Annotated in this window: 21 protein-coding genes and 1 other RNA gene; 16 read left to right on the forward strand and 6 right to left on the reverse strand. The window is 58.1% G+C overall.

Translation table 11 applies throughout. The annotated features are described in order from the left end of the window. Positions 1 to 331: 331 nt before the first annotated feature. Positions 332 to 679 carry an outer membrane protein assembly factor BamE gene (locus MWN76_RS02380; RefSeq protein WP_250459017.1) on the forward strand — a complete coding sequence of 116 codons (348 nt, stop codon included), beginning with the start codon at positions 332 to 334 and terminating at the stop codon, positions 677 to 679. A 31-nt stretch (positions 680 to 710) separates the two neighbouring features. Here MWN76_RS02380 and MWN76_RS02385 read toward each other — a convergent pair whose 3' ends face one another. Further along, positions 711 to 1,049, reverse strand: a complete 339-nt coding sequence (locus tag MWN76_RS02385; RefSeq protein ID WP_250459018.1) for an RnfH family protein — start codon at positions 1,047 to 1,049, stop codon at positions 711 to 713. Further along, complete coding sequence (locus tag MWN76_RS02390; protein ID WP_250459019.1) at positions 1,046 to 1,498, reverse strand: type II toxin-antitoxin system RatA family toxin; 453 nt, start codon at positions 1,496 to 1,498, stop codon at positions 1,046 to 1,048. Before MWN76_RS02390 ends, MWN76_RS02385 begins: the two co-directional genes overlap by 4 nt. Before the next feature lie 178 nt (positions 1,499 to 1,676). Between MWN76_RS02390 and MWN76_RS02395 the strand changes: the two genes are divergently transcribed. The 4 genes from MWN76_RS02395 to ssrA all read left to right on the forward strand — a co-directional run bounded on the left by MWN76_RS02395 (position 1,677) and on the right by ssrA (position 5,500). Further along, entirely contained in the window at positions 1,677 to 3,095 is a 1,419-nt protein-coding gene (locus tag MWN76_RS02395; RefSeq protein WP_250459021.1) for a sodium-dependent transporter, read from the forward strand. A 15-nt stretch (positions 3,096 to 3,110) separates the two neighbouring features. Further along, a complete protein-coding gene (gene smpB / locus MWN76_RS02400; RefSeq protein WP_250459023.1) occupies positions 3,111 to 3,590 on the forward strand; it encodes an SsrA-binding protein SmpB in 480 nt (159 codons plus the stop codon). A gap of 90 nt (positions 3,591 to 3,680) precedes the next feature. Beyond that, positions 3,681 to 5,027, forward strand: coding sequence for a sodium-dependent transporter (locus MWN76_RS02405; protein ID WP_250459025.1), 1,347 nt, complete (start codon positions 3,681 to 3,683; stop codon positions 5,025 to 5,027). An 84-nt stretch (positions 5,028 to 5,111) separates the two neighbouring features. Continuing rightward, positions 5,112 to 5,500: a transfer-messenger RNA gene (gene ssrA / locus MWN76_RS02410) on the forward strand. Between the two features lie 334 nt (positions 5,501 to 5,834). Here ssrA and MWN76_RS02415 read toward each other — a convergent pair. Then, a complete protein-coding gene (locus tag MWN76_RS02415) occupies positions 5,835 to 6,761 on the reverse strand; it encodes a LysR family transcriptional regulator (protein WP_250459026.1) in 927 nt (308 codons plus the stop codon). A 124-nt stretch (positions 6,762 to 6,885) separates the two neighbouring features. Here MWN76_RS02415 and MWN76_RS02420 point away from each other — a divergent pair, with 124 nt between their 5' ends. From MWN76_RS02420 to MWN76_RS02460, 9 genes are all read left to right on the forward strand, one after another. Next, a complete protein-coding gene (locus tag MWN76_RS02420; protein ID WP_250459029.1) occupies positions 6,886 to 7,818 on the forward strand; it encodes an alpha/beta hydrolase in 933 nt (310 codons plus the stop codon). 69 nt (positions 7,819 to 7,887) lie between these two features. Next, positions 7,888 to 8,823 carry an alpha/beta hydrolase gene (locus MWN76_RS02425; protein ID WP_250459031.1) on the forward strand — a complete coding sequence of 312 codons (936 nt, stop codon included), beginning with the start codon at positions 7,888 to 7,890 and terminating at the stop codon, positions 8,821 to 8,823. 124 nt (positions 8,824 to 8,947) lie between these two features. Continuing rightward, positions 8,948 to 9,586 carry an SDR family oxidoreductase gene (locus MWN76_RS02430; RefSeq protein WP_250459033.1) on the forward strand — a complete coding sequence of 213 codons (639 nt, stop codon included), beginning with the start codon at positions 8,948 to 8,950 and terminating at the stop codon, positions 9,584 to 9,586. A 70-nt stretch (positions 9,587 to 9,656) separates the two neighbouring features. Further along, positions 9,657 to 10,556 carry an MBL fold metallo-hydrolase gene (locus MWN76_RS02435; RefSeq protein WP_250459034.1) on the forward strand — a complete coding sequence of 300 codons (900 nt, stop codon included), beginning with the start codon at positions 9,657 to 9,659 and terminating at the stop codon, positions 10,554 to 10,556. 27 nt (positions 10,557 to 10,583) lie between these two features. After that, positions 10,584 to 11,450, forward strand: a complete 867-nt coding sequence (locus MWN76_RS02440; RefSeq protein ID WP_250459035.1) for an SDR family NAD(P)-dependent oxidoreductase — start codon at positions 10,584 to 10,586, stop codon at positions 11,448 to 11,450. A 57-nt stretch (positions 11,451 to 11,507) separates the two neighbouring features. Next, positions 11,508 to 12,338, forward strand: coding sequence for an SDR family NAD(P)-dependent oxidoreductase (locus MWN76_RS02445; RefSeq protein ID WP_250459036.1), 831 nt, complete (start codon positions 11,508 to 11,510; stop codon positions 12,336 to 12,338). A 45-nt stretch (positions 12,339 to 12,383) separates the two neighbouring features. Continuing rightward, a complete protein-coding gene (locus MWN76_RS02450; RefSeq protein WP_250459037.1) occupies positions 12,384 to 13,043 on the forward strand; it encodes a flavodoxin family protein in 660 nt (219 codons plus the stop codon). Between the two features lie 280 nt (positions 13,044 to 13,323). Then, complete coding sequence (locus MWN76_RS02455; RefSeq protein WP_250459038.1) at positions 13,324 to 14,241, forward strand: alpha/beta hydrolase; 918 nt, start codon at positions 13,324 to 13,326, stop codon at positions 14,239 to 14,241. Between the two features lie 102 nt (positions 14,242 to 14,343). Further along, the gene (locus MWN76_RS02460; RefSeq protein WP_250459039.1) at positions 14,344 to 15,507 is read left to right on the forward strand and encodes an NADH-dependent flavin oxidoreductase; all 1,164 of its coding nucleotides are present in this window, start codon (positions 14,344 to 14,346) and stop codon (positions 15,505 to 15,507) included. Between the two features lie 40 nt (positions 15,508 to 15,547). Here the strand turns inward: MWN76_RS02460 and MWN76_RS02465 are convergent. Further along, positions 15,548 to 16,722 (reverse strand): IS3 family transposase gene (locus MWN76_RS02465; RefSeq protein ID WP_250459040.1). Its coding sequence is split into 2 segments (ribosomal slippage): positions 15,548 to 16,467 and positions 16,467 to 16,722, totalling 1,176 coding nucleotides; the frame shifts between segments, so codons are not numbered across the junction. 237 nt (positions 16,723 to 16,959) lie between these two features. Between MWN76_RS02465 and MWN76_RS02470 the strand changes: the two genes are divergently transcribed. Further along, entirely contained in the window at positions 16,960 to 17,604 is a 645-nt protein-coding gene (locus MWN76_RS02470; protein WP_250459041.1) for a hypothetical protein, read from the forward strand. A 76-nt stretch (positions 17,605 to 17,680) separates the two neighbouring features. Here the strand turns inward: MWN76_RS02470 and MWN76_RS02475 are convergent, their stop codons facing one another. Together MWN76_RS02475 and MWN76_RS02480 are read right to left on the reverse strand one after the other, a co-directional pair. After that, positions 17,681 to 17,998, reverse strand: a complete 318-nt coding sequence (locus MWN76_RS02475) for a DMT family transporter (protein ID WP_250459042.1) — start codon at positions 17,996 to 17,998, stop codon at positions 17,681 to 17,683. A 186-nt stretch (positions 17,999 to 18,184) separates the two neighbouring features. Then, complete coding sequence (locus tag MWN76_RS02480) at positions 18,185 to 19,312, reverse strand: PepSY-associated TM helix domain-containing protein (protein WP_250459044.1); 1,128 nt, start codon at positions 19,310 to 19,312, stop codon at positions 18,185 to 18,187. Positions 19,313 to 19,682: 370 nt separating this feature from the next. Here MWN76_RS02480 and MWN76_RS02485 point away from each other — a divergent pair, with 370 nt between their 5' ends. Beyond that, positions 19,683 to 21,842, forward strand: coding sequence for a TonB-dependent siderophore receptor (locus tag MWN76_RS02485; RefSeq protein ID WP_250459046.1), 2,160 nt, complete (start codon positions 19,683 to 19,685; stop codon positions 21,840 to 21,842). Positions 21,843 to 21,923 lie beyond the last annotated feature (81 nt).

Consider the following 21,923-nt stretch of genomic DNA (forward strand, 5'->3'; position numbering starts at 1 on the left):
TCCCGACAGGATTCTGGTTGAATCTTTCAGTTTCAATGGTTCGTTCGCACAGCCCGGGGGCTGTCGGCCGACTCGACAACGGCCTTCGGCAAGGCCGTGCCCGGACTCCGCGGAGATCTCTGTCAGCGGGCGAACACTTCGGGTATTATCCCACGCCCAGCGGAGTTAGCGGAACCCCGGGCACTGGATGGTCGCACCGCGGAGGCGCCGAACCGCCACATTTGCGGCCAACTCCACGCCCCCGCGGAACTTTCTTCGACGGTGGGCGCCCTAACCGCAGATAGTCGTCCCGGCGGCGAGCACCGACCGGAAAACCATAATGGAGCAATGAATGCCGTCTAGCCTGAGAATCCTCGCCATCGTCGGCCTGAGCGCCATGCTCGGCGCCTGCAGCCTGTTCAAGTTTCCCGGCGTACACCGCATCGAGATACAACAGGGCAATATCGTCACCCAGGAGATGGTGGACCAACTGAAACCGGGCATGACCCGCCGCCAGGTCCGCTTTGTGCTCGGCACGCCGCTGATCGAGGACACCTTCAATCCCAACCGCTGGGATTACCTCAACCGGGTGCGCGATCCGGACGGCGAGGTTTCCCAGAAGCGCTTCAGTGTCTACTTCAACGGCGACATCCTGATCGCCACCAGCGGCGACTGGCAGCCGGCGGGCTGGCCGGAGTAACCGCCGCCCCGCGGGCGGGCCGCCGGCGCAGCTACTGCTGTTGCTGCTTGCCGGCCTGCCGTTTCGCCTTCTCTGCGCGCTGCCTGCGCGCCTCCTTGGGATCCGCGATCAGCGGGCGATAGACCTCGACCCGGTCGCCCGGCTGCAGCTCGTACTGATCCGCCGGCGCCAGCCCCTTGGTTCCCAGCGCCTGGCCGAAAATCCCCAGCCTGGCCGTGTCCGGATCCACCTCCGGGTACTCCTCCGGAATGCCCGAGCGTACCAGCGCCTCCCGGGCCGTGGTGCCGGGCGCAACCAGCAGGCGCATCAGGCGCTGTTCGTGGGGCAGCGCATAGACCACCTCCACGGCAATTGTCTTGATATCCGTCATGGTGATTTCCCTTCCTGTTTTCCGTACACCTGCTCCGCGCGCGCACTCATGACCCCCACCATCTGGTTGGCCAGTTCACTGAACAGCTTGCCCGCGGCGGCAGCAACCAGCCGGTTTTTCAGGCTGAACGACAGCGAAAAGGTCACCTTGCAGGCATCCACCGCCAGCGGCGTGAAATGCCAGAGGCCGGTAAAATCGGTAAACGGCCCCTCCACCAGCTTGAGGGTCATGCGCAGTGGCCGCTCCAGCTGGTTGCGGGTCACAAACGTCTGGTGGATGCCGGCGCGCGCCAGCTCCAGCCGCGCCTCCAGGGTGTGTTCGTCGCTGTACAAAACTTCGGCGCTGCGGCAGCCGGGCAGGAACTGCGGGTAACTGGCCACGTCATTGACCAGGTCGAACATCTGCTCCGCACTGAACATTACCAGCGCACTGCGCTCTATTTCAGTCATTACTGCTATCTATTCCAATTCTTCGAGCCAATTTGCCTTTCCTGATCAACGAGCGGGCAATTTTGCCAGTCGGCGCTACTCAAGCAAGGCAATTCCTGCAACAATCGCAGTTTTTATTCGGCCGGCCCGGGGCCGGACAGAACCCAAATGACAAGAATAACAGGCAAGCGAGAGTACTATGGCCGCAGCTAGAGAACATTTTGGATCGCGACTCGGGTTTATCCTGGCCGCAGCCGGGTCCGCCGTCGGCATCGGCAACCTGGTGGCCTTTCCGGTGGCCGCCACCAAAAGCGGCGGCGGCGCCTTCCTGCTGGTCTATGCCCTGTTCGTATTCTTTATCTGCCTGCCGGTCATGATGGCGGAACTGGCCCTGGGCCGGAAGTCCGACAAGGACCCGGTGGGCGCCTACCGCCAGGTGTCCGGCGGCTCCCGGTTCTGGTCGCTGCCGGGCTGGCTGGCCCTGGTCACGCCGTTCATGATCGCGGTCTTCTACCTGGTGGTCACCGTGTGGATTCTCGGCTACCTGGTGGAAGCCCTGCGCGGCAACCTGGACCAGCTCGCCACCGGAGCCTACTTCGGCCAGTTCATCAACTCGCCGATGGTGTTTGTCTACCTGATTGTTGTCATGCTGGGGATCAACGGCATCCTGACCCTAGGCGTGAAGGACGGCATCGAGCGCGCGGCGAAAACCCTGATGCCGATGCTGTTCGTAATGCTGCTGGCGCTGGTGATCTTCGTGCTCACACGGGAGAACGCCATGCTCGGGGTCAAGTACTACCTGATTCCGGACTTCAGCAAAATCAACCCGGAGGTCATCAGCAAGGCCATGGCACAGGCCTTTTTCTCCCTGTCGCTGGGCATGGGCATCATGATCACCTACGGTTCCTATATGAAGAAGCAGGATTCCATTCCCAGCTCTTCCCGTGCAGTGGCCATCACCGATACCCTGGTGGCGTTTACCGCGGGCCTGCTGATTCTGCCGAGTATTTTCCATTTCAACCCGCAGATTAACCCAGCGGAACTGAGCGATTCCTCTGCCGGCATGATTTTCCTGTTCCTGCCCAAGATCTTCTACGCGCTGCAGAGCAGTATCGGTTACTTCGGGGCCAGCGCCTTCGCCGCCGTGTTCTTCTTCCTGGTGCTGGTGGCCGCGCTGACCTCGCTGGTATCGATCATCGAAGTGCCGGTCGCCACCCTGCGCGACGAGCGCAACATGGACCGCAAGAAGGCGATCTACACCATCGCCGCGGTACAGCTGGTACTCGCCATCTGCTGCGCCGTGTCCTTTGGCCTGGTGCAGTGGTTCACCGAGTTTGCGACCATCGCCGGCGAGAACAAGTCTTTCTTCGACCTGGTTGAAATGATCTTTTACGACACCATACTGCCGCTCAACGGCCTGTTGGTATGCCTGTTCGTGATCTACAAGTGGAAACGGGCCAACTTCGACCGGGAACTGCAGGAGGGCGACAGCGGCTTTGCCGGGACCTTCTCGCAGAAGTATGTCAATTTCTCCCTGGGCACGTTCATCCCGTTGATTCTGCTTTTGATCTTTATCAACACGCTCGCGCTCAAATTCTTCGGACACAGTTTCATCTAGGCAATCGTTGTATCCATGGCCAAAAAGAAAAAAGCCCAGTCTTCCAGCACCATCGCGCTGAACAAGAAGGCCCGCCACGACTACTTCATCGAGGAGCGGTTTGAGGCCGGCCTGGAACTGCAGGGCTGGGAAGTCAAAAGCTGCCGCGAGGGCAAGGCGCAGCTCACCGACAGCTACGTGATTTTCAAGCGCGGCGAGGCCTTCCTGCTGGGCGCGCGCGTCCAGCCGCTGCCCAGCGCCTCCACCCACTTCGTCACCGAACCGGACCGCACCCGCCGGCTGCTGCTCAACAAGCGCGAACTGGCCAAGCTGGTCGCCGCCGTCGAGCAGAAGGGCCACACCGTGGTGGCCACCGCACTCTACTGGAAAAAACACCTGGTCAAGTGTGAGATCGCCCTGGCCAAGGGCAAGGCCAAGCACGACAAGCGCGAAACCGAGAAGAATCGCGACTGGAATCGCGAGAAGCAGCGCCTGATGCGCACCGAGAACCGCTAAGTAGCGGGCCCCCTGCCCCAGCCTCCCCTCGAGGGGGAGAGGCAGGGGTAGGGCGCCGCAGAAAATAAAAGAATAACGAAGAGATTCACAATGAGTGCACCGCGAGGACAGTTCAGCTCCAACATCGGTTTCCTGATGGCCGCGGCGGGCTCCGCCGTGGGGCTCGGCAATATCTGGGGCTTCCCCACCAATGTGGCCGCCAACGGCGGCGCCGCTTTCGTGCTGGCCTACCTGGTGCTGGCTTTCCTGCTCGCCTACCCGGCGCTGATGGCGGAACTGACCATCGGCCGCCACGCGCGCCGCAATATGGTCCAGGCACTGCGCGGCATCGCCACCGGCCCCACCAGCCGTTTCTTCGGCGGCCTGGCCGGCTTCGGCGGCATCGTGGTGGCCTCGTTGATCCTCAGCTTCTACGCCATCGTCGCCGGCTGGATGGTCGCGCACCTGGTGGGCCCCTTCGCCAGCCTCGCCGGCGCCGAGGGCGCGGTGGAGTGGCTGACCGGCAACAGCACCGCACGCAACCTGACCTTCACGGCCATCTTCAGCGGCATGACCATGCTGATCATTGCCAGCGGCGTGGAGAAAGGGATCGAGCGCTGGTCCACCCTGCTGATGCCGGCGCTGATCGTGCTGCTGCTACTACTGATCGTCTACGTACTGACCCAGCCCGGCGCCATGCAGGGGCTCGAAGCCTACCTGATGCCCGACTTCAGCCTCTTCTCGCCGCAGCTGATGGTCTCCGCCATGGGGCAGGCATTCTTCTCGCTATCGCTCGGCGTGGGCACCATGCTGATCTACGGTTCCTACCTGAGCCGGCAGGAAAGCCTGCCGCGACTGGGTGCCCTGGTGACCCTGATCGACGTCGGCATCGCCTTTACCGCCGGCCTGCTGATACTGCCGGCGATGTATGTGGCGCAGGAAGCCGGCACCCGGATCTATGCCGACAGCGGCGAACTGATCGCCGGCCCCGGACTGATTCTGCAGGTGCTGCCGGCCCTGTTCGACACCATGGGCACGGCCGGCCTGTTCGTGGCCATCGCCTTCTTCGCACTGATGGTGATCGCCTCCCTGACCTCGTCCATCTCCATGCTCGAGGTACCGGTGGCCTTCGCCATCGAGAACCTGAACGTGCCGCGCCGCCTGGCCACACCGCTGGTGGGGATCATCATCTTCGCCATCAGCAGCGTGATCATCTTCAATTTCGACGCCCTGTTCGGGCTGGTGGTCAGTGCCAGCACCGAGTTCGGGCAACCCCTGCTGGGTGTGGCCCTGTGTATCTTCGCCGGCTGGATCTGGCGCCGCGACCAGTTGCTGGCGGAACTCCGGGAGGGGCACCCGGGCATCGAACACACCTTGTTCTGGAAGATCTGGCCCTGGTATGTTCGCATTGTCTGCCCACTGCTGATCCTGGCCGCATTCGTCCAGTCGGTCATGTGACTGCGGAGCCATAATCAGACAAACAGGGCATATTGTAGAGGGCGTATTTGCGGTATAATCCGCTTACACAAATGAGTTTCTATCGGGGATGACTTGGATTCGACGCCGGTAACGAAACCATGGGTGCATGCCGTGATGGCAGCCAATCACGTAAATCCAAAGCTGCAATTTATTAGTTGCCAACGACGACAACTACGGTGCCCAACTGGCTGCGTAAGCAGCCCGTGAAGCACTAACTAAGGGTTCGCCCTTAGCGGCCTTCAGCAAGGTTCCAGTACCGCGCTGCAGGCTGTCAGACAGAACTGGATCGCTGTGAACCGCGCCTGTCGGGGATCAGCTAAAACTTAAACAGGCTCGCCAATTACGTCCTGCCCGTTGGGCTGTATGCGGCTAAATCAATAGACGGAACTAAGCATGTAGAGCCTCTGGCAGAGTGCTGACGGACGCGGGTTCGACTCCCGCCATCTCCACCAACTACCTGTCCCAGACAGACCACAAAAGCCCCGGAGGCCCAGTGCTCTCGGGGCTTTTGCTTATCAGACCCATCCCAGTTAATCTAATCCAACCCGTCCAAATCTAACCCCAGTTGGCCGGGTTATTGGACGGGTTGAGCCCACCGACACCGTCCAACCCGTCCAAACCCCAGCAAGGAAGGCGCAGCCATGCCCCTGTCAGATACCAAGATCCGGGCGCGCAAGCCCCGCGACAGGAAGTACATCGAGGCCGACGAGAAAGGCCTGGCCGTTGAGGTCACCTCTACCGGCCTCTACCGGCACAAAGCGCTGGGTATTCCGCTTCCGCCTCCAATTATTCATTCACGAAATCATCACGCTGCTCCACCAGAAAATCAATCAAAACCCTTATCTTAGCCGGCATCTGTGCTCTAGAAGGGACGTACAAAAAGAATCCCGGAAAAGGCTTACACCAGCTCTGCAACACCCTCACCAGCGAGCCCTCTGCAAGATACTGCTGCACGCATAGATCCAAGTGCTTTATCACACCCACACCGTTGAGCGCCGCGTGCAGCATACTTTCGTCATCATTGAACACTCCATTACCCTTCGGCTCGAACACCAGAATGCGCTTGTCAGCATCCGACGACGTGAAGGTCCAGCGGTCGATGGTGCCACTGGAGGTAAAACGAAAGGCAAGACAGTTGTGTTGCAGTAGGTCATCGGGTGATTCCGGGGTGCCGTGCTTCGCGAAATACTCCGGGGAGCCAACGATCGCCATCGACATCGGCGGTGTTACCGGCACAGCCACCATATGCTCAGCGAGGCTTTCCCCCAGGCGAATACCTGCGTCCACTCCACTCGAAATGATATTGGAAAGGCCATCATCCAGGATCAATTCCAACTTTAATTTGGGGTAGCGCGCCAGGAATGATTCCATCTTTGGCTCCAGCAATAACCTGGCTGCCACCCTCGACGTATTGATACGTATTACCCCGGACGGCTCTGCCTGCGACTCCCCCACCTCAGCGACTGCCCGGTCGACCGACTCAATGGCCGGGGTAAGAACGTCAAACAGTCGCTGCCCCTCCTCTGTTAGCGACATGCTGCGCGTGCTGCGGTTCAGCAGCCGCACATTCAGCTGCTGTTCCAGCGATTTCAGGTGCTGCGACAGGGCTGCGCGTGACACTTCACCCTCCTCCGCCGCCCTGGTAATGCTGCTGTGACGCGCTATACGCACAAACCATACTAGAGACGGATACAGCGAGGGATCGATGGCCATATTGTTAACCTGGACTTAACACAGATTTAAGTTTTAGCACGTTTTTTCAAATAAGTCCCGCCATTAGTATTCCCCCTGTCTGAGCAGAACCGCTCAGAAGAACACTGAGACCGAAGCTACCAACATGAAGGGCACCATCATGAAAAGCATCAGCATCAAGAACCTCAATGGCCAGGGCGTCACTATCGCCGCCAACGTGTACTTCCCTGCCGACTTTGATGAAAGCCAGCAGTACGCCGCACTGGTGGTATCCCACCCCGGCGGTGGTGTTAAGGAGCAGACAGCTGGCCTCTATGCCGAGCGACTGGCAGAGAGTGGCTTGGTCACGGTTGCATACGACGCTTCTTACCAGGGAGCGAGCAGCGGTACGCCGCGTCAGCTGGAGAACCCCTACATCCGCACTGAGGATGTCAGTGCCGTGATCGACTATCTGACCACACTGCCATACGTCGACAACAGCCGCATCGGCGCCATGGGAGTCTGTGCTGGCGGCGGCTACTCCGCCAATGCCGCGATCACCGACCGTCGTATCAAATCCCTGGCCACCGTCAGTGCGGTGAACATCGGCCAGATGTTCCGCAACGGCTGGGAGAACAATGTGAAGGATGCCGACGCATTGGCGTATGTCGTGGCGGGCTCCGAAGCGCGCACCAGCGACGCCAACAGTGATGAGCTGGGCACCCTGCCCCTCGCCCCAATGAAGGAGGAGGATGCACCCAATGAAGAGCTGCGCCAGGCCTGGGAGTACTACCACACCGATCGCTGCCAGCACCCGAATGCGCCCGGATTTATGACCGCTCGCAGCCTGAACCAGATCATCACCTATGACGCCTACAACCTGGCTGAGGCCTTCCTGACACAACCGGTACTCACCATTGCCGGTGACCAGGCGGGAAGCAAGTGGATGAGTGATGATCTGATCGCCCGCGCAGCCAGCAGCGACAAGACCATGCATGTCGTGAAAGGTGCGAACCACATGTCACTGTACGACGTGCCTGAGTATGTGGACGAAGCAGTATCCGTACTGACCCCGTTCTTCGCACGCACGCTGAAGTAACTGTATTGAAGGCAATTAATATCGGGGCACATTCTGTATGTGCCCCGATAAGAATTCGAGGTGATTTAAATGAGTAAGGTAAACGTCCAACACGTTAATTATCAGAACCTGGGATGGGAGTCGGCTGCTGACCTCTACCTGCCGCCGGGTTTTGATGACACTAAAAAATACCCGGCCATCGTCAGCACGCATCCGATCGGAAGCTGCAAGGAGCAAACCTCCGGCAATATCTATGCGAAGGCCTTGGCGGAGGCTGGATTTGTCGCCCTCGCGTTTGATGCAAGCTTTCAGGGCGACAGTGGTGGCTCCCCGAGATTTATCGAGGACCCGTCGATTCGCACATCCGATATCCGCTTTGCTATCGATTACCTGGTAACACTGCCCTATGTGGATCAGGACCGTATCGGGGCCATCGGCGTTTGTGGTGGCGGCGGCTACACCATTCACGCGGCGATTACCGATCACCGCATCAAGGCTCTGGCCTCAATTACCGGCGTGAACTTCGGGCGTTTGATTCGTGAAGGGTTTAGTGAATTCGATCCGGTGTCTGCCCTGCAGGCCATGGGCAAGCAGCGCACCGCTGAAGCACAGGGCGCAGAGCGCCATGTCATTGACTACCTGCCTGCTTCGGTGGAAGAAGGGCGGGCCAGTGGCATCACCGACAGGGATGTGCTGGAAGCCACGGATTACTACAAGACCGCGCGCGGCCAGCAGCCAAACGGTGCGACGAGTGGCCTGTTTTCATTTAACAGCGCTGCCATGGGATGGGACGCATTCCTCAATGCGGAAAGCCTGCTGACACAACCGTTGCTTGTCGTCACCGGTGATAAGCCCGGCGCCTTCGGTGCCTATCGGGATAGCTGGGAAATCTACGGACGCGCCGCCTCGAAAGACAAGCAGATCTTCGTGACTGAGGGCTACTCCCATTACGACCTCTACGACAAGTCCGAGCCCGTAGCACTGGCTATGACTGAGATCCTCCCATTCTTCGAGCAGCACCTCTAACTGTCGCCGAGTTAGTTGAGAGAAAAACTAGGGTTCCAGACTCCCTGGCTGGAATCCTCTTCAGACTAAATGGAGATACACGCGCATGCATGCTGCGGATTCTCCGGAATGTGGAAAACAATCCATGAAAAATGTTCTCGTATTGGGCGCAAACGGACAGATCGCCCGCTGGGTTATCGCGAAGCTAACAGATCAAAAAGATATATCTTTGACTCTTCTGCAACGCAACCCGAACAAACTTACGGGGTGGGAACCTGCTAATGGACAGATCGTAATTGGCAACGTACTTGATCGTAAGCTGATGCGAGGAGCAATGACTGGCCAGGACATCGTATATGCCAACCTCATAGGAGAGGACCTGGATATACAGACAAAACGCGTGATCGAAGCGATGCAGAACGCAGGCGTAAAGCGCCTGGTGTTCATACTTTCGCTTGGCATTTACGATGAAGTACCGGGTCGATTCGGTCAGTGGAACAACGAGATTATTGGCAAAGACCTCGAACCATACCGCAGGGCCGCAGATGCCATCGAGAGTTCAGGCTTGGAATACACCATCCTGAGACCAGCTTGGCTGACTGACGAACACGAAGTGGACTATGAAATCACAGCCAAGGGGGAGGCGTTTAAAGGAACGGTGGTATCGCGCAAGAGTGTGGCCGACCTGGTTTCCAAGATCATCGTGTCACCTGAGCTGCATCTGGGCGAGAACCTGGGGGTAAATAAACCCGGCACTGAGGCTGACAAGCCGTATTTCATGTAAGGAGGCGGTTGAGCCCCCCCTTTTACCGCCGCGCTCAGAAACAAGTCGCTTGTAAACGAGGACATCATGAATGCCACTTGAAATTGCAAAGACCAGGATTGGTGATGCTGAAATAATCCAGATCATCGAAATGGATGTTGGCCATCATTTCGACTGGTTTCTGCCGGACAACAACCCGGAAGCGATCCGCCAAATCACGTGGCTCGACGAACCCTATCGCACGGCTGATTACCGCCTGAACGGACTCTCTCAGAGTTTCATCATCAAGCACGCAGGCCGGATACTCGTTGTCGATACCTGTATCGGTAACGACAAGACGGTAGATGAGATCGAGGAGTGGAATGCCCTGCAGATCGATTTCCTGGGGCAACTGGAACGAGCCGGAATAGACAGGGAGAAGGTGACAGACGTGCTCTGCACTCATTTGCATGTCGATCATGTCGGTTGGAATACGCACTTGAAAGACGGACTGTGGCTGCCGACCTTTGCCAATGCAAAATATCATTTTGCGCGCGATGAATACGACTTCTGGCTCGATGCGCTAAAGCAGGATGAGGAAGGAAGCATGCAGTCTGCTTCTTTCCACGAATCCGTTTTACCCATCGCAGAGGCGGGTCTTGCCAATTTTATCGATCCGCCGACGGATTTGGGGGATGGCATTACGGTTATACCCACACCCGGCCATACACGTGCGCATGTCGCCGTGGTGGTGGATGCTGGCGGCGAACGCTTGGTGATTGCCGGTGATGCCATACATCACCCCTGCCAGATCGCGCGGCCCCACTGGGCCACCGTTTCCGACTACGACAAGGATCAATCGGCCGCGACACGTGTGAAGCTATTGGGTGATCTTGCCGGAACACCGACGCTGGTGGCAGATATTCATTTCAACGTACCTTCCTTCGGTCGCATAGAGGTCGCGGTGGGTGAAGACGGGTTTGTCTTTGTGCCGAGAAAAGAATCACATTGAAATCAAGTATTTAAAGGAAATTCCCCTATGGCAAACGTTTGGTTAGTGACCGGCAGCGGAAACGGGCTGGGTCGCACGATTACAGAACAGGCTTTATCCGCAGGCAACTCAGTAGTCGCAACGACTCGAAAACCAGAACAGCTTGATGATCTGGTCGCGCGCTACGGAGATAAAATTCGTACAGTCCGGCATGATGTTACGAGCGAGGAGGAATGTCAGGCCGCCGTGCAGGCTGCACTGGAAGCTTTCGGTCGAGTAGACGTTCTGGTGAATAATGCAGGCTATGGCGATGTTCGCCCGTTTGAACAGACACCGGCGGAGGACTTCCGCAAACTTGTCGAGACCTGCTTGTTTGGCACAGTCAACATGACACGCGCAGTTCTGCCAGTCATGCGGAATCAGCGCAGTGGCCATATTTTCCAGATATCGTCGATTGGTGGTCGCGTAGCCTTTGCCGGTAACGCTTCCTATCACGCCGCGAAGTGGGGCGTAGGCGGCTTTGCCGAAGCCATTGCCCAAGAAGCGGCGCCATTCGGTGTTGTCGCTACCACGATCGAGCCGGGTGGCATGCGTACCGGCTTTGGCACTACGGCGACGAAGGACATAGAGCTTTTACCCGACTATGAGCCGTCGGTCGGGCAAGTCATGGCAATGCTTGGTCAGAGCTTTGGCCACGAGGCTGGCGATCCCGAAAAAGTAGCAAAATTGCTTTTGGTATTAGCCGAGCAAACAGCGTTGCCGCCCCACATTGTTCTCGGTCGCGTCGGGCTTGAGACGGTCAAAGCGGTTGAGGGTGTGCGTGCGGCGACCCGTGACGCATGGCAAGCGGTGGGCGACTGGATCGATTTTGATGTGACCGGAGAATTACCGCCGCTGCCTAATCGGCAGGCGTAGACAACGCCGCACAGGCAACCGACAAGAAATTCCGAATCGAAAGAGAGGAAACACACGATGAGCCGTATCTGGTTTGTCACCGGTGCCACGCGTGGCATGGGTGTTGAAATCGTAAAAGCTGCGTTGTTGCGTGGTGACAAGGTTGCCGCTACCGGGCGCAACCTGGAAAAACTTCGTGAGGAATTCAGTGAGGTGCCGCCAAGCAGCATCGCACTGTTGCCTCTAGATGTTCGGGAAGAACGACAGGCAAAGGACGCGGTAAAAGCCGTCTTGGAGTGCTTTGGTCGTATCGACGTTCTTGTCAACAACGCGGGTTATTGCCTCCTTGGGCGCTTCGAAGAAGCCAGTGCGGCCCAGATTGAGGAGCAATTCTCAACCAACGTCTTTGGCATGGCCAACGTGTTACGTGCCGTGCTACCAGTCATGCGTGACCAAGGTAGCGGACACATCATCAACACCTCCTCCATCGCGGGAGTTAAAGCAGTGGCCAATGCCACTTTCTACTCCGCATCGAAGTTTGCCGTGGAAGGCATGACGCTGGCGCTGGCCGACGAGGTCGCGCCACTGGGTATAAAAGTCACCGCGATAGAGCCGGGGTTCTTTCGTACTGAATTCTTGAGCGACAACTCGGCCCAGTATGGCGAAAGGCAAATTGCCGACTATGTGCCTTACGGCAATGCCCGTTCCTTGCTGGCATCCGCTGATGGCCAACAACAGGGAGACCCCGCGAAGCTGGCACAGGTTGTGATGCAGTTGGCTGCTATGGACAACCCACCGAGACAGCTGCTGATTGGCAACGATGCGCTGGACTTTGTCATGCCTTCATTACTAGCCCGCATAGAAGAAACACGCAGCTTCGAGTCCTTGACCAAGACGACCGATTTTTAATTCTCCCGCGAGACCTCTCGCGCGTTCCAAATGGTGGTGAAGACAATGTCATTTCTGCACTGGCTTGCTTTAGCTCTGGCACTGGTTGTCGTTGCTATAGTGGGCGTGTTGTTCGGCGTTACCCGGATAGAAAACTACCAGGCCCGGCATCTGAAGGCTGTCGGGCCAGGCATACCGGCCGCATCGGGCTCCAAGAGTGTTGCCGTCGTGTTTTTTTCACGTTCGGGTAACACCGGGTTGGCCGCCCGTCACCTGGCTAAACAGCTCGATGCGCATCTGGTGGAACTGCAGGCCGCTGAATACGAGTTGGGAATGGCAGGTCTTGCCAACGCGCTCAAAGATGCCAACACGTTAAAAGGCAATCATCAGGCGCTGCCCGATATCCAGCCGCACACTGTTGACCTATCGTCCTTTGATACTGTCTACCTGGGGTCACCGATTTGGCTCTATTCACCGGCGCCGCCAATTTGGGCGTTTATTGAAAACAACCGTTTTGATGGAAACCATGTGGTTTTATTCAATACGTTCAACAGCAACTTCAGCCAGGAACGAATTGAATCCTTCCGCAGCAAAGTAATGAACCGGGGAGCCAAGTCCTTCACGCATCTTCAGTTCAAGCGCGGAAGGATGACACAGCAAAAGACTCCAGATGAGATGCTGGAGGCAATCAACACACAATGGATGCCGATTATTGAGCGCCCCTAGGGCTGTAAAGTAAGGAAGACGTCGGGGTAAACAAGCCGCGGCCTTGGTAAGGCTGCGGTGATGAGCGATATGGGCGAACCATGCCAGGGAGGGAAGAAGCGACGGATCCATCAGGTAACCCGATTGTAAAGTTTCACTTACCACTATTTTCACGATTAGCACCTTTTTCAGCGCCAATCAGATGCCTACTATTCGTTCACCAACTGCAAGTCGCCGGTTGGGGCCAACGTCAGTTGGGCAATGTGTCAGCGACCACCCCAAACCGTAATTGGAGAAGACTATGCAAACGGTCATGATCAAGACCCAGTACTGGGCCATCGCAGCCAACATCTACTTTCCCCCCGGCTTTGACGACCAGAAGCAATACCCGGCCATTATCAGCGCTCACCCCATCGGGAGCTGCAAGGACCAGACAGCGGGCAACGTTTATGGCGAAGCCCTCGCGAAGGAAGGTTTTGTCGTCATTGCTTTCGACCGCAGCACACAAGGGCAGAGCGGCGGTGAGCCCCGCTATACCGAAGACCCGGCGTTAGCCGTAGAAGACTTTAGCCGCGTAACCGACTATCTGGTGACTCTGCCGTACGTGGATGCCAACCGCATCGGGGTGCTGGGGATCTGCGGCGCCGGCGGCTATGCCATCAATGCGACCATGATCGAGCGCCGCATCAAGGCCCTTGTCAGCATTACCGGTGTCAATTTCGGCCGCCTGTGCCGTGAAGGCTTCAGTGGTTTCGACCCCATCGGCCAGATGGAAGCGGTGGCTGCACAACGCACTGCCGAGGCCAGGGGAGAAGCACTCAAGGTCGACCTGTTCGTCCCCCCTTCCTTGGAAGCGGCAGCCGAAGCGGGTATTACCGACGTCGACGTGCTTGGTGCCACCGACTACTACCGTAATCGCTGTGTCAACGACAATGCCGGCACGCGCGCATTGTTCTCCCGTCGCGCCGCCTCCGCTGCCTGGGATGGCTTCCATCTTGCCGAGACCCTGCTGACAACGCCGATGATGGTGGTGGTCGGCGACATACCTGGTGGCTTTGGTGCCTATCGCGATGGCCTGGAGATTTACGCGCGCGCTGCGTCGAAGGTCAAGGAACTGGTGGTCGTCGAGGGTTACTCCCACTACGACCTGTATGACCAGCCGGAGCCAGTGTCTCAGGCTCTGGCCAAGTTAATCCCTTTTTATAAGGAAAACCTATAACAGCAGCGTGAGGGCGTGGATTCACCGCGCCCAATTCGATATCCACTTTGGACACATCTGAGTCACCTCTTTCGGCAAATGACACCATCGGAGTTATTTAAGATGACAGTCAAACATTCCGACACAGTATTTAAGCCTTTTACCTTTAAAAACGGCACTACCCTGCGCAATCGAATTGTGATGGCGCCAATGACAACGTGGTCTGCCAACCCGGATGGAAGCGTTTCCGACCAGGAGCTTGACTACTATCGCCACCGCGCCAACGGTGTCGGCTTGGTGCTAACGGGATGCACCCACGTAATGGAAAACGGCATTGGCTTCACGGATGAGTTTGCGGCACATGATGACCGATTCATCCCGAGTTTGCGGAGTCTCGCCCAGGCCGCGAAGAGCGGCGGTGCTCCAGCCATCCTGCAGATATTTCATGCGGGTAATAAGGCGGTCCCTGGCCTGGTACCCGGCGGTAAAATCGTGAGTGCCAGTGCACTGAAGGCGCAACCAGGTCCATTCAATAGCGGGGAAGTTACGAGCCTCGCACTGACTCATGAGGAAATCCTGGAAGTAATTCGGGCATTTGGTGAAGCCACTCGACGTGCCATCGAAGCCGGATTTGATGGTGTTGAGCTGCATGGCGCACATGGGTTCCTGATCCAAAACTTTTTCTCGCCCATGTTCAATCAGCGTACAGACGAGTGGGGTGGCTCTCTGGAAAATCGCATGCGCTTCCCTTCAGCCTTGGTTAAGGAAGTACGTAAGGTAATCGACACGCACGCCAAGCAGCCATTCCTGCTCGGGTATCGCATTTCGCCCGAAGAGTCCGGGGAAGGCACACTGAGGATTCACGACTCCTACGCACTCATTGATCGCCTGATCGAGAGCGGATTGGATTACGTACATGTTTCGCTAGCGGACATTCTGAACGCGACACCGATCGATGCCACGGCAGATCAGCTGACTGCCGAGTTGATCACTGCACATGTAGCCGACCGCATACCGATTATTGCAGCAGGTAACGTTCGTACGCCTTCTGAGGCTGAAGAAGCACTGAACCTTGGCCTGTCACTGGTCGCCGTCGGGAAAGGACTGGTGATGAATCCTGACTGGGTAGAGCTGGCGCAAAATCAGCGGGACAGTGAGATTGATACGGAGTTGGCGCCAGAAAAAGTGCCCGGTTACGTTATCCCTGACAAGTTGTGGGGTGTCATCGAGGCTTCCAGGGGAAACGGCTGGTTCACATTTCGTGAAGATAATCTCGTTGATGCTTAACCAGGATCCTGAAGTATTGGTTCGCGGAAAGTTGTAGTGGTCAAGTATTTTTGGCCACCGTCTTTTGAGCGTTCCGATATTTTTCTTCTGCCACACTTGGCGGCAAACCACCGTTGTGTTGATGCGGCCGTATTTGGCTGTAATAGCCAATGATGTACTCGTTGATAGCCTGCTTTGCTGCCGGGAAACTCTGGTAGCCAACCTCCGGCATCCACTCTGTCTTTAAGCTCCTGAAGAAGCGCTCTGTCGGCGCATTGTCCCAGCAGTTTCCACGACAGCTCAGGCTCTGTGTCATCCGGTAGCGCCACAGCAGTTGCCGGAACCCCAGACTGGTGTACTGGCAGCCTTGATCTGAGTGGAACATCACCCCTTCCGGCTCCCCTCGCGATTCGTAGGCCGTCGTCAGTGCCTTCTTTACCAGTTCTGCATCTGGTGACAGCGACAATGCCCAGCCAACCGGCTTGCGTGCAAACAGATCCAGAACCACCGCCAGATAGGCCCAACGAGCGCCAGTCCAGATGTACGTTATGTCACCGGCCCAGGCGGTATTCGGTTTCTGGATGTCGAATTTCCGGTCCAGCAGGTTCGGAATGTCGACATGAGGCTGCTCCGCCTTTTTGTACGCATGGGAAGGAACCTGAGCGCTTTCCAGACCCAATAACTTCATCCGGCGGCCTGCGCGGTACCGGCTGAGCGGGGTTCCGCCTCCCGTTACTATCTGCGCAATGGAACGGGCCCCCGCTGGGCCGTTACTGGCTTTATGTGCGGCCTTCACCAGAGCCTGTAGCTGCAGCTCTTCTGGCTTCAGATCTGTTGGCCTATCACGCCAAGCCCGGTAGCTGCTGCGGTGAACGTCAAACACCTCGCAGAGGCGTTGGACAGGGTAGCTCTCCTGCAATCGCTCGATTATCGAAAATTGTTCAACGAGTCCGACATCAAGAGAGCCGTAGCCTTTTTTAGGATTTCTTTCTCCTCTTCGACACGTCTGAGCTTGCGCTCCAGCTCCTGTATACGTTGCTGCTCCGGCGTCAGGGCACTTCCTGCAGGCGTTTTACCGCCTCGCTCTGAGCGGAGTCTCCGCACCCACGACTCCATGGTAGATTTGCTAACTCCCATGGCTTCGCACGCGGCCTTTACCGTGTACCCCTGATCAACAACGAGCTGCGCCGCCTCCAGCTTGAACTCCGGGCTAAACCTTCTTTTTGTGCTAGTCATTTATTCACCTGATCTTCGTTGAGAGTGATAATATCACTCAAAGTCAGGTGGCCAAATTCGCTATGCCACTACACAGCTGCGCAACAACACCGCCGAGCAGGCCATGTTGGGTAACTTTCCCAAGGCCGTCGTAAAGGCAATGATCGAGCCGAGAAGCGCCCACCATGACCAGTCGACCCAATTACTTTCCGATGAACAAAAGATGCGGATTTCCAGCGAGAGATGTAAGTGGCGAATATGACGACACCAAAAACAACCACCAACACGGCCCTGCCCCACGCCAGTGTGGGAACCCGATGGCATCAATTGTCTGCGATTCTGGGCTTTCTGCTGATAGGGCCGCTGGCGGGCTGGCAGATGTTATCGCTGGTCGAGCGGCAGCAGCTCCCCGTCTGGCTGTGCTTTCTGGTCGGCGGCCTGGGAATGGTGATGCCGGGTGCGCTGGCGATGATATTGCAGCCGATGCGCCAGAGTGTTTCCGTAGGCGCTGGGGGACTGCGCTTCGGGCGGCACGGCTGGGTGCCTTTCTCCGAAATCGATCAGTTCCGCCACCAGAGTTTCCTCACCCTGCACCGGTCCGGCAGGGCGACCCTGATCGTCCAACAGGGCAAACACGATCTGGAGGCATTCGACCACTTCTGCGAGACTGCCCTGAGTCGCTGGCTCGACTGGCGGCGCCTGCACGGCAGCCCGCCCAGCGCGCAACGGCGGACCGCCCTCTACGACAGGGCAAAGGTCGCCGGCCTGTTAACGGTCGGGGCGACACTGCTTGTCGGGTTCCTCGCCCTGACCTTCAGCTTGACACTACCTGCCGCTGCGCTTCTGATCTTGGCGGGCCTGTTTATAACCGGGCTGATATGCGCCGTTTTCTATGGTGCCTGAAGGCCCGGATGCGAATGCGGCCCGCCATTGAAAAGGGAATATCATGATTCCGGCGAGAGCCAGTGTGTGAATGGTTTCATGACCCAGACAATTTCATCAGCACCAGCCCGGAAACAATCAGCATCGCGGCAGTGACCCGCATCGCGTTCAGCGGTTCCGCCAACAGGATTACTCCCACCAGAAAAGCCCCGATTGCGCCAATGCCGGTCCAGATGGTGTAGGCCGTGCCGAGCGGGATGGTCCGCATCGCGATCGCCAGGAGTCCGAAGCTGCCGAGCATTGTGACCAGTGTGACGAGAGAGGGTGCCAACCGGGTGAAGCCGTGGGACTGCTTCATGGAGTAGGCCCATATCACTTCAAGGGCGCCGGCAACGAGGAGGTAGATCCAGGGCATTGACCGCTCCGTATTCAAACAGGGCCAGGTCGTCCTGGGCATCAGTACCCGATTATGGGGGAGGTCGTCCTCCTTCAGACAGCGGCACGATAGCTCGCGGATACTATTTGAGCAAACGGTTTTTATCGGATCGACGCCCGCCAAGGTGTTACAACTCGCGAGCCGGGACGCCGAGTCACCCTTCGCTCAGGCACTCGCGCCCACCAACTGTGCCGCCTTGGCCCGGCGTTTCTCCCGCGCGGCGCGGCGCTTGCTGCGGCGCCGGTTCCAGATATAAATGCCGGTCACTGACAGCAGCAGTGGCGATAATCCCACCACACACCAGATGACCTTGCTCACCAAGCCGGCGAAGTTGCCGAAGTGCAGGCGGCGGTAGGTATCCAGGATGGTGGCACCCAGGCTGGCCTCTCGAATATCGTAGTTCGACAGGTGCTCGCCGCTCTGGGCGTTGTAGCTCACCATACTGGCGTACTGGCTCTGCAGCGGGTTGCCGCTGTGTACATCCCCCCAGAAAGTGAAGTTGGTACCCGGCTCCCAGGGGAAGGAAATATAGGTGGTTTCGAAACCGTCCAGTTGGCGGCTGGCATCGTTCATCAGGCCCTGCAGGGAGAGGTCGTCGTTGTACAGGCGCTCGGCCATTTTGTAGTGCTCGGCACCGTCGGCGTGATGTTCCAGTTCGTGGGCGAAGTGCTCGATATTCCACCAGGCGCCGGTAAAGCCGAGAATCAGCAGCACCGGCGCACCGATGATGCCGGTCATTTTGTGCAGGTCGGAAAAATAGACGATCAAGCGCGCATTCCAGCGCAGGGTGAAAAAGTTCTTCCAGAATTTGCGGTACAGGATAAAACCGGAAATTCCCAGCAGGCACAGCAGGATGGAAAAGACACTGGTGACCAACAGGCCCGCATCATCCATCAGCAGGGTGTAATGCAGGCTCAGCAGCCAGTCGGTCAGGTGGTGCGTAGTGCCCATGGGCGGGCGCAGCGGCTCGCCGGTGTACTGGTTCAGCAGCGCGTAGGTCCATTCGCTGGTGCCGCGCTCCATGGTGTAGACCAGGTCGGCGCGGCCGCGGTCCTGAAACGGTACCCAGCCGACGATCTCGTAATCGGGGAAATGGCTGTGCACCGAGTTTGCCAGCGCATCCAGTTCCATGCGTTCACGCCCGGCCGGGTCCACCCGTACCCGGTCCTCGATCAGCAGGGTGTCCACCTCGTGCTTGAAAACCAGGATACTGCCGGTCACGCAGATGACCAACAGCGGCACAAAGGCAACCAGGGCCATCCAGCTGTGCAGTTTGAACAGGAATTTATTCATCTTTGCCTGTATTCGTCAGATGTTCGGATATAGAGAACGGTGGTAAACGAGCTCGGAAAAAGCCTTCTCGCGGCGGGAACATCCTTGGCGAGAAGGCGATATTGCCCAGACCTGGGCCATATGGGCTGCAAACGTTACCACAATGCATTCTCATTTGCATTTACTGGAGCAGCTTCCAGGTGACGCTTCCCCGCCCCCAATCCAATCGACACCCCCTTCCACAGCGGCAAGCAATGCCGAACAGATTATTTTTTAGCCAAAACGCATCCAGGCAAAGCGTTTAGAACACGCGTTCCGCCCGATAGTGCAAAAGCCCCCTTCCTGTGCTAGCTTGCGCACCATTCACACACAAGTAATGAGAAACATTATCATGCGCACTCGTCTTTCCCCTCTCGCTACGGCAATCGCGCTGGCACTGGGCTCACTGCCCGCCCTGGCCGCCGACGAAAAAACCGGCAATGAGCAGGAGTCGTCGGGGCAGGCCATCGAAACCGTCACCGTGACCGGGAAATACGCCGTCGACGAGTCCATCGATACCGCCACCGGCCTGGGGTTGACCCTGCGCGAGACACCGCAATCCGTCACCGTGCTCACCGCCGAGCGAATCAAGGACCAGAACCTCAACAACCTCGTCGACACCGTGAACAACGCCGTCGGTATCTCCTCCTCGCAGCTGGACAATGTGCGCAACTCACTGCAGTCCCGGGGGTTCGATATCAACAATTACCAGATTGACGGCGTGCCGCTATCCTGGTCCCTGTCGGGGGATTCCGGGGAGACGTCTGCAGACGTCTCCATTTACGAGCGGGTGGAGTTCGTGCGCGGCGCCACCGGCCTGCTGACCGGTGTGGGCGACCCCTCCGCCTCCATCAACCTGGTGCGCAAGAAAGCGAGCCACACCGACCTCACCGGCTATGTCGACGTGGATGCGGGCAGTTGGGGCAAGACCCAGACCACGGCGGACATCGCCAGCGGCCTGAACGAATCCGGCAGCCTGCGCGGGCGCCTGGTTGCCCGCTACCTGGACAGCGAATCGCACAAGGATGATTTCTCGGAACAGCAGAATGTTGTCTACGGCGTGATCGAGGGCGACCTCACCGAGAACACCCTGCTGCGGATCGGCGGCCACTACCAGAACAGGAACCCGCGCGGCGCGGCCTGGGGCGCCCTGCCGGCACTCTACTCCGACGGCACCGCCACCGACTGGGATGTATCCAAAACCACCGGCCTGGACTGGACCCGCTGGGAAACCACCAGCGAGAACTACTTCGCCACCGTGAACCATGTGTTCGCCAACGGCTGGGACCTGAAGATCAACTACAACCACCTCGCCTACGAAAAGGAATCCCGGCTGGTCCTGCTGAGCGGTGCGCTGGACAGGGAGACCGGCGAGGGCCTCTACGCCCAGCGCTACCGGGCCTTCGGGGACACAGAACAGGACAGCTACGATTTGCAGTTGAAGGGCGATTACCAGTTGTTCGGAAGGCAACACGAGTTCGTCCTGGGTGCCCTGCACAGCGAGCAGGAGGGCGGCACCAGCACCTACGACCCGGATCCGTTGGGCGGCAATACCGGCTGGGATTCCGTGCCGGTGGGCAATTACTATGAGTGGGGCGACTTGCCGGAGCCGGACTGGACCGAGAACGCCACCGTGCGCGACGACAACGAAACCTCCCAGACCGGCTATTACGCCTCCACCCGCCTGTCATTCAGCGACCGCTTCAAGGTCATTGCCGGGGGGCGCCTCGCCAGTTGGGACCGCCAGCGCACCTATTACGGCGCCGTCAGCGATTACGGTGACGACGATGTCTTCGTGCCCTATTTCGGCGCCCTCTACGACCTGACGGAACAGCACCGGCTGTACGCCAGCTACACGGAAATCTTCACCCCGCAGAACAACAAGGACGCCAGTGGGGACTACCTGGACCCGCTGACGGGCACCAACACCGAAGTGGGCCTGAAAAGCACCTTCCTCGACGACCGCCTGCAGACCTCCGTCGCCCTGTTCCATATCGAACAGGACAACCTCGCCGTCGTCGACCCGGACTATATCCCAACGCCGGAGCAGGCCTCCGCATATAATGCGGCCCAGGGTACCGAAAGCGACGGCTTCGAGGCCGAAGTGATCGGCCGCATCGCGGACGGCTGGGATATTTCCGCCGGCTACTCCCGGTTTGAAGCGGAAGATGCGGATGGGCTGGAAGTCAATACCACATATCCGCGCAAGCAGTTCAAACTGTTTACCACCTACCAGTTCGTGGACAGCCTGCCGGCGCTGACGATCGGCGGCGGCGTCAACTGGCAGTCGGATATCTATGCGGAAGGCTCGGGCAACCGCCTGGAACAGGATGCCTATTCCCTGGTCAACCTGATGGCGCGCTACGATATCCGCGACAATATGTACCTGCAGATGAACGTGGAAAACGCCCTGGACGAGAAGTACTACAACTATCTCACCGCCGGTTATTACAACCAGTACAGCTACGGTACGCCGCGCAATGCGACACTGAGATTCAGTTACAACTTCTGATCCACTGCCCGGCTCCGGGACTGCGGAGCCGGGCCGCGCCCTGTCCCGGATTCCGCTGCGCTTCATCCGGGCTACGCCTGT

The sequence above is a fragment of the Microbulbifer litoralis genome (assembly GCF_023634065.1).
Taxonomy (GTDB): Bacteria; Pseudomonadota; Gammaproteobacteria; order Pseudomonadales; family Cellvibrionaceae; genus Microbulbifer; species Microbulbifer litoralis.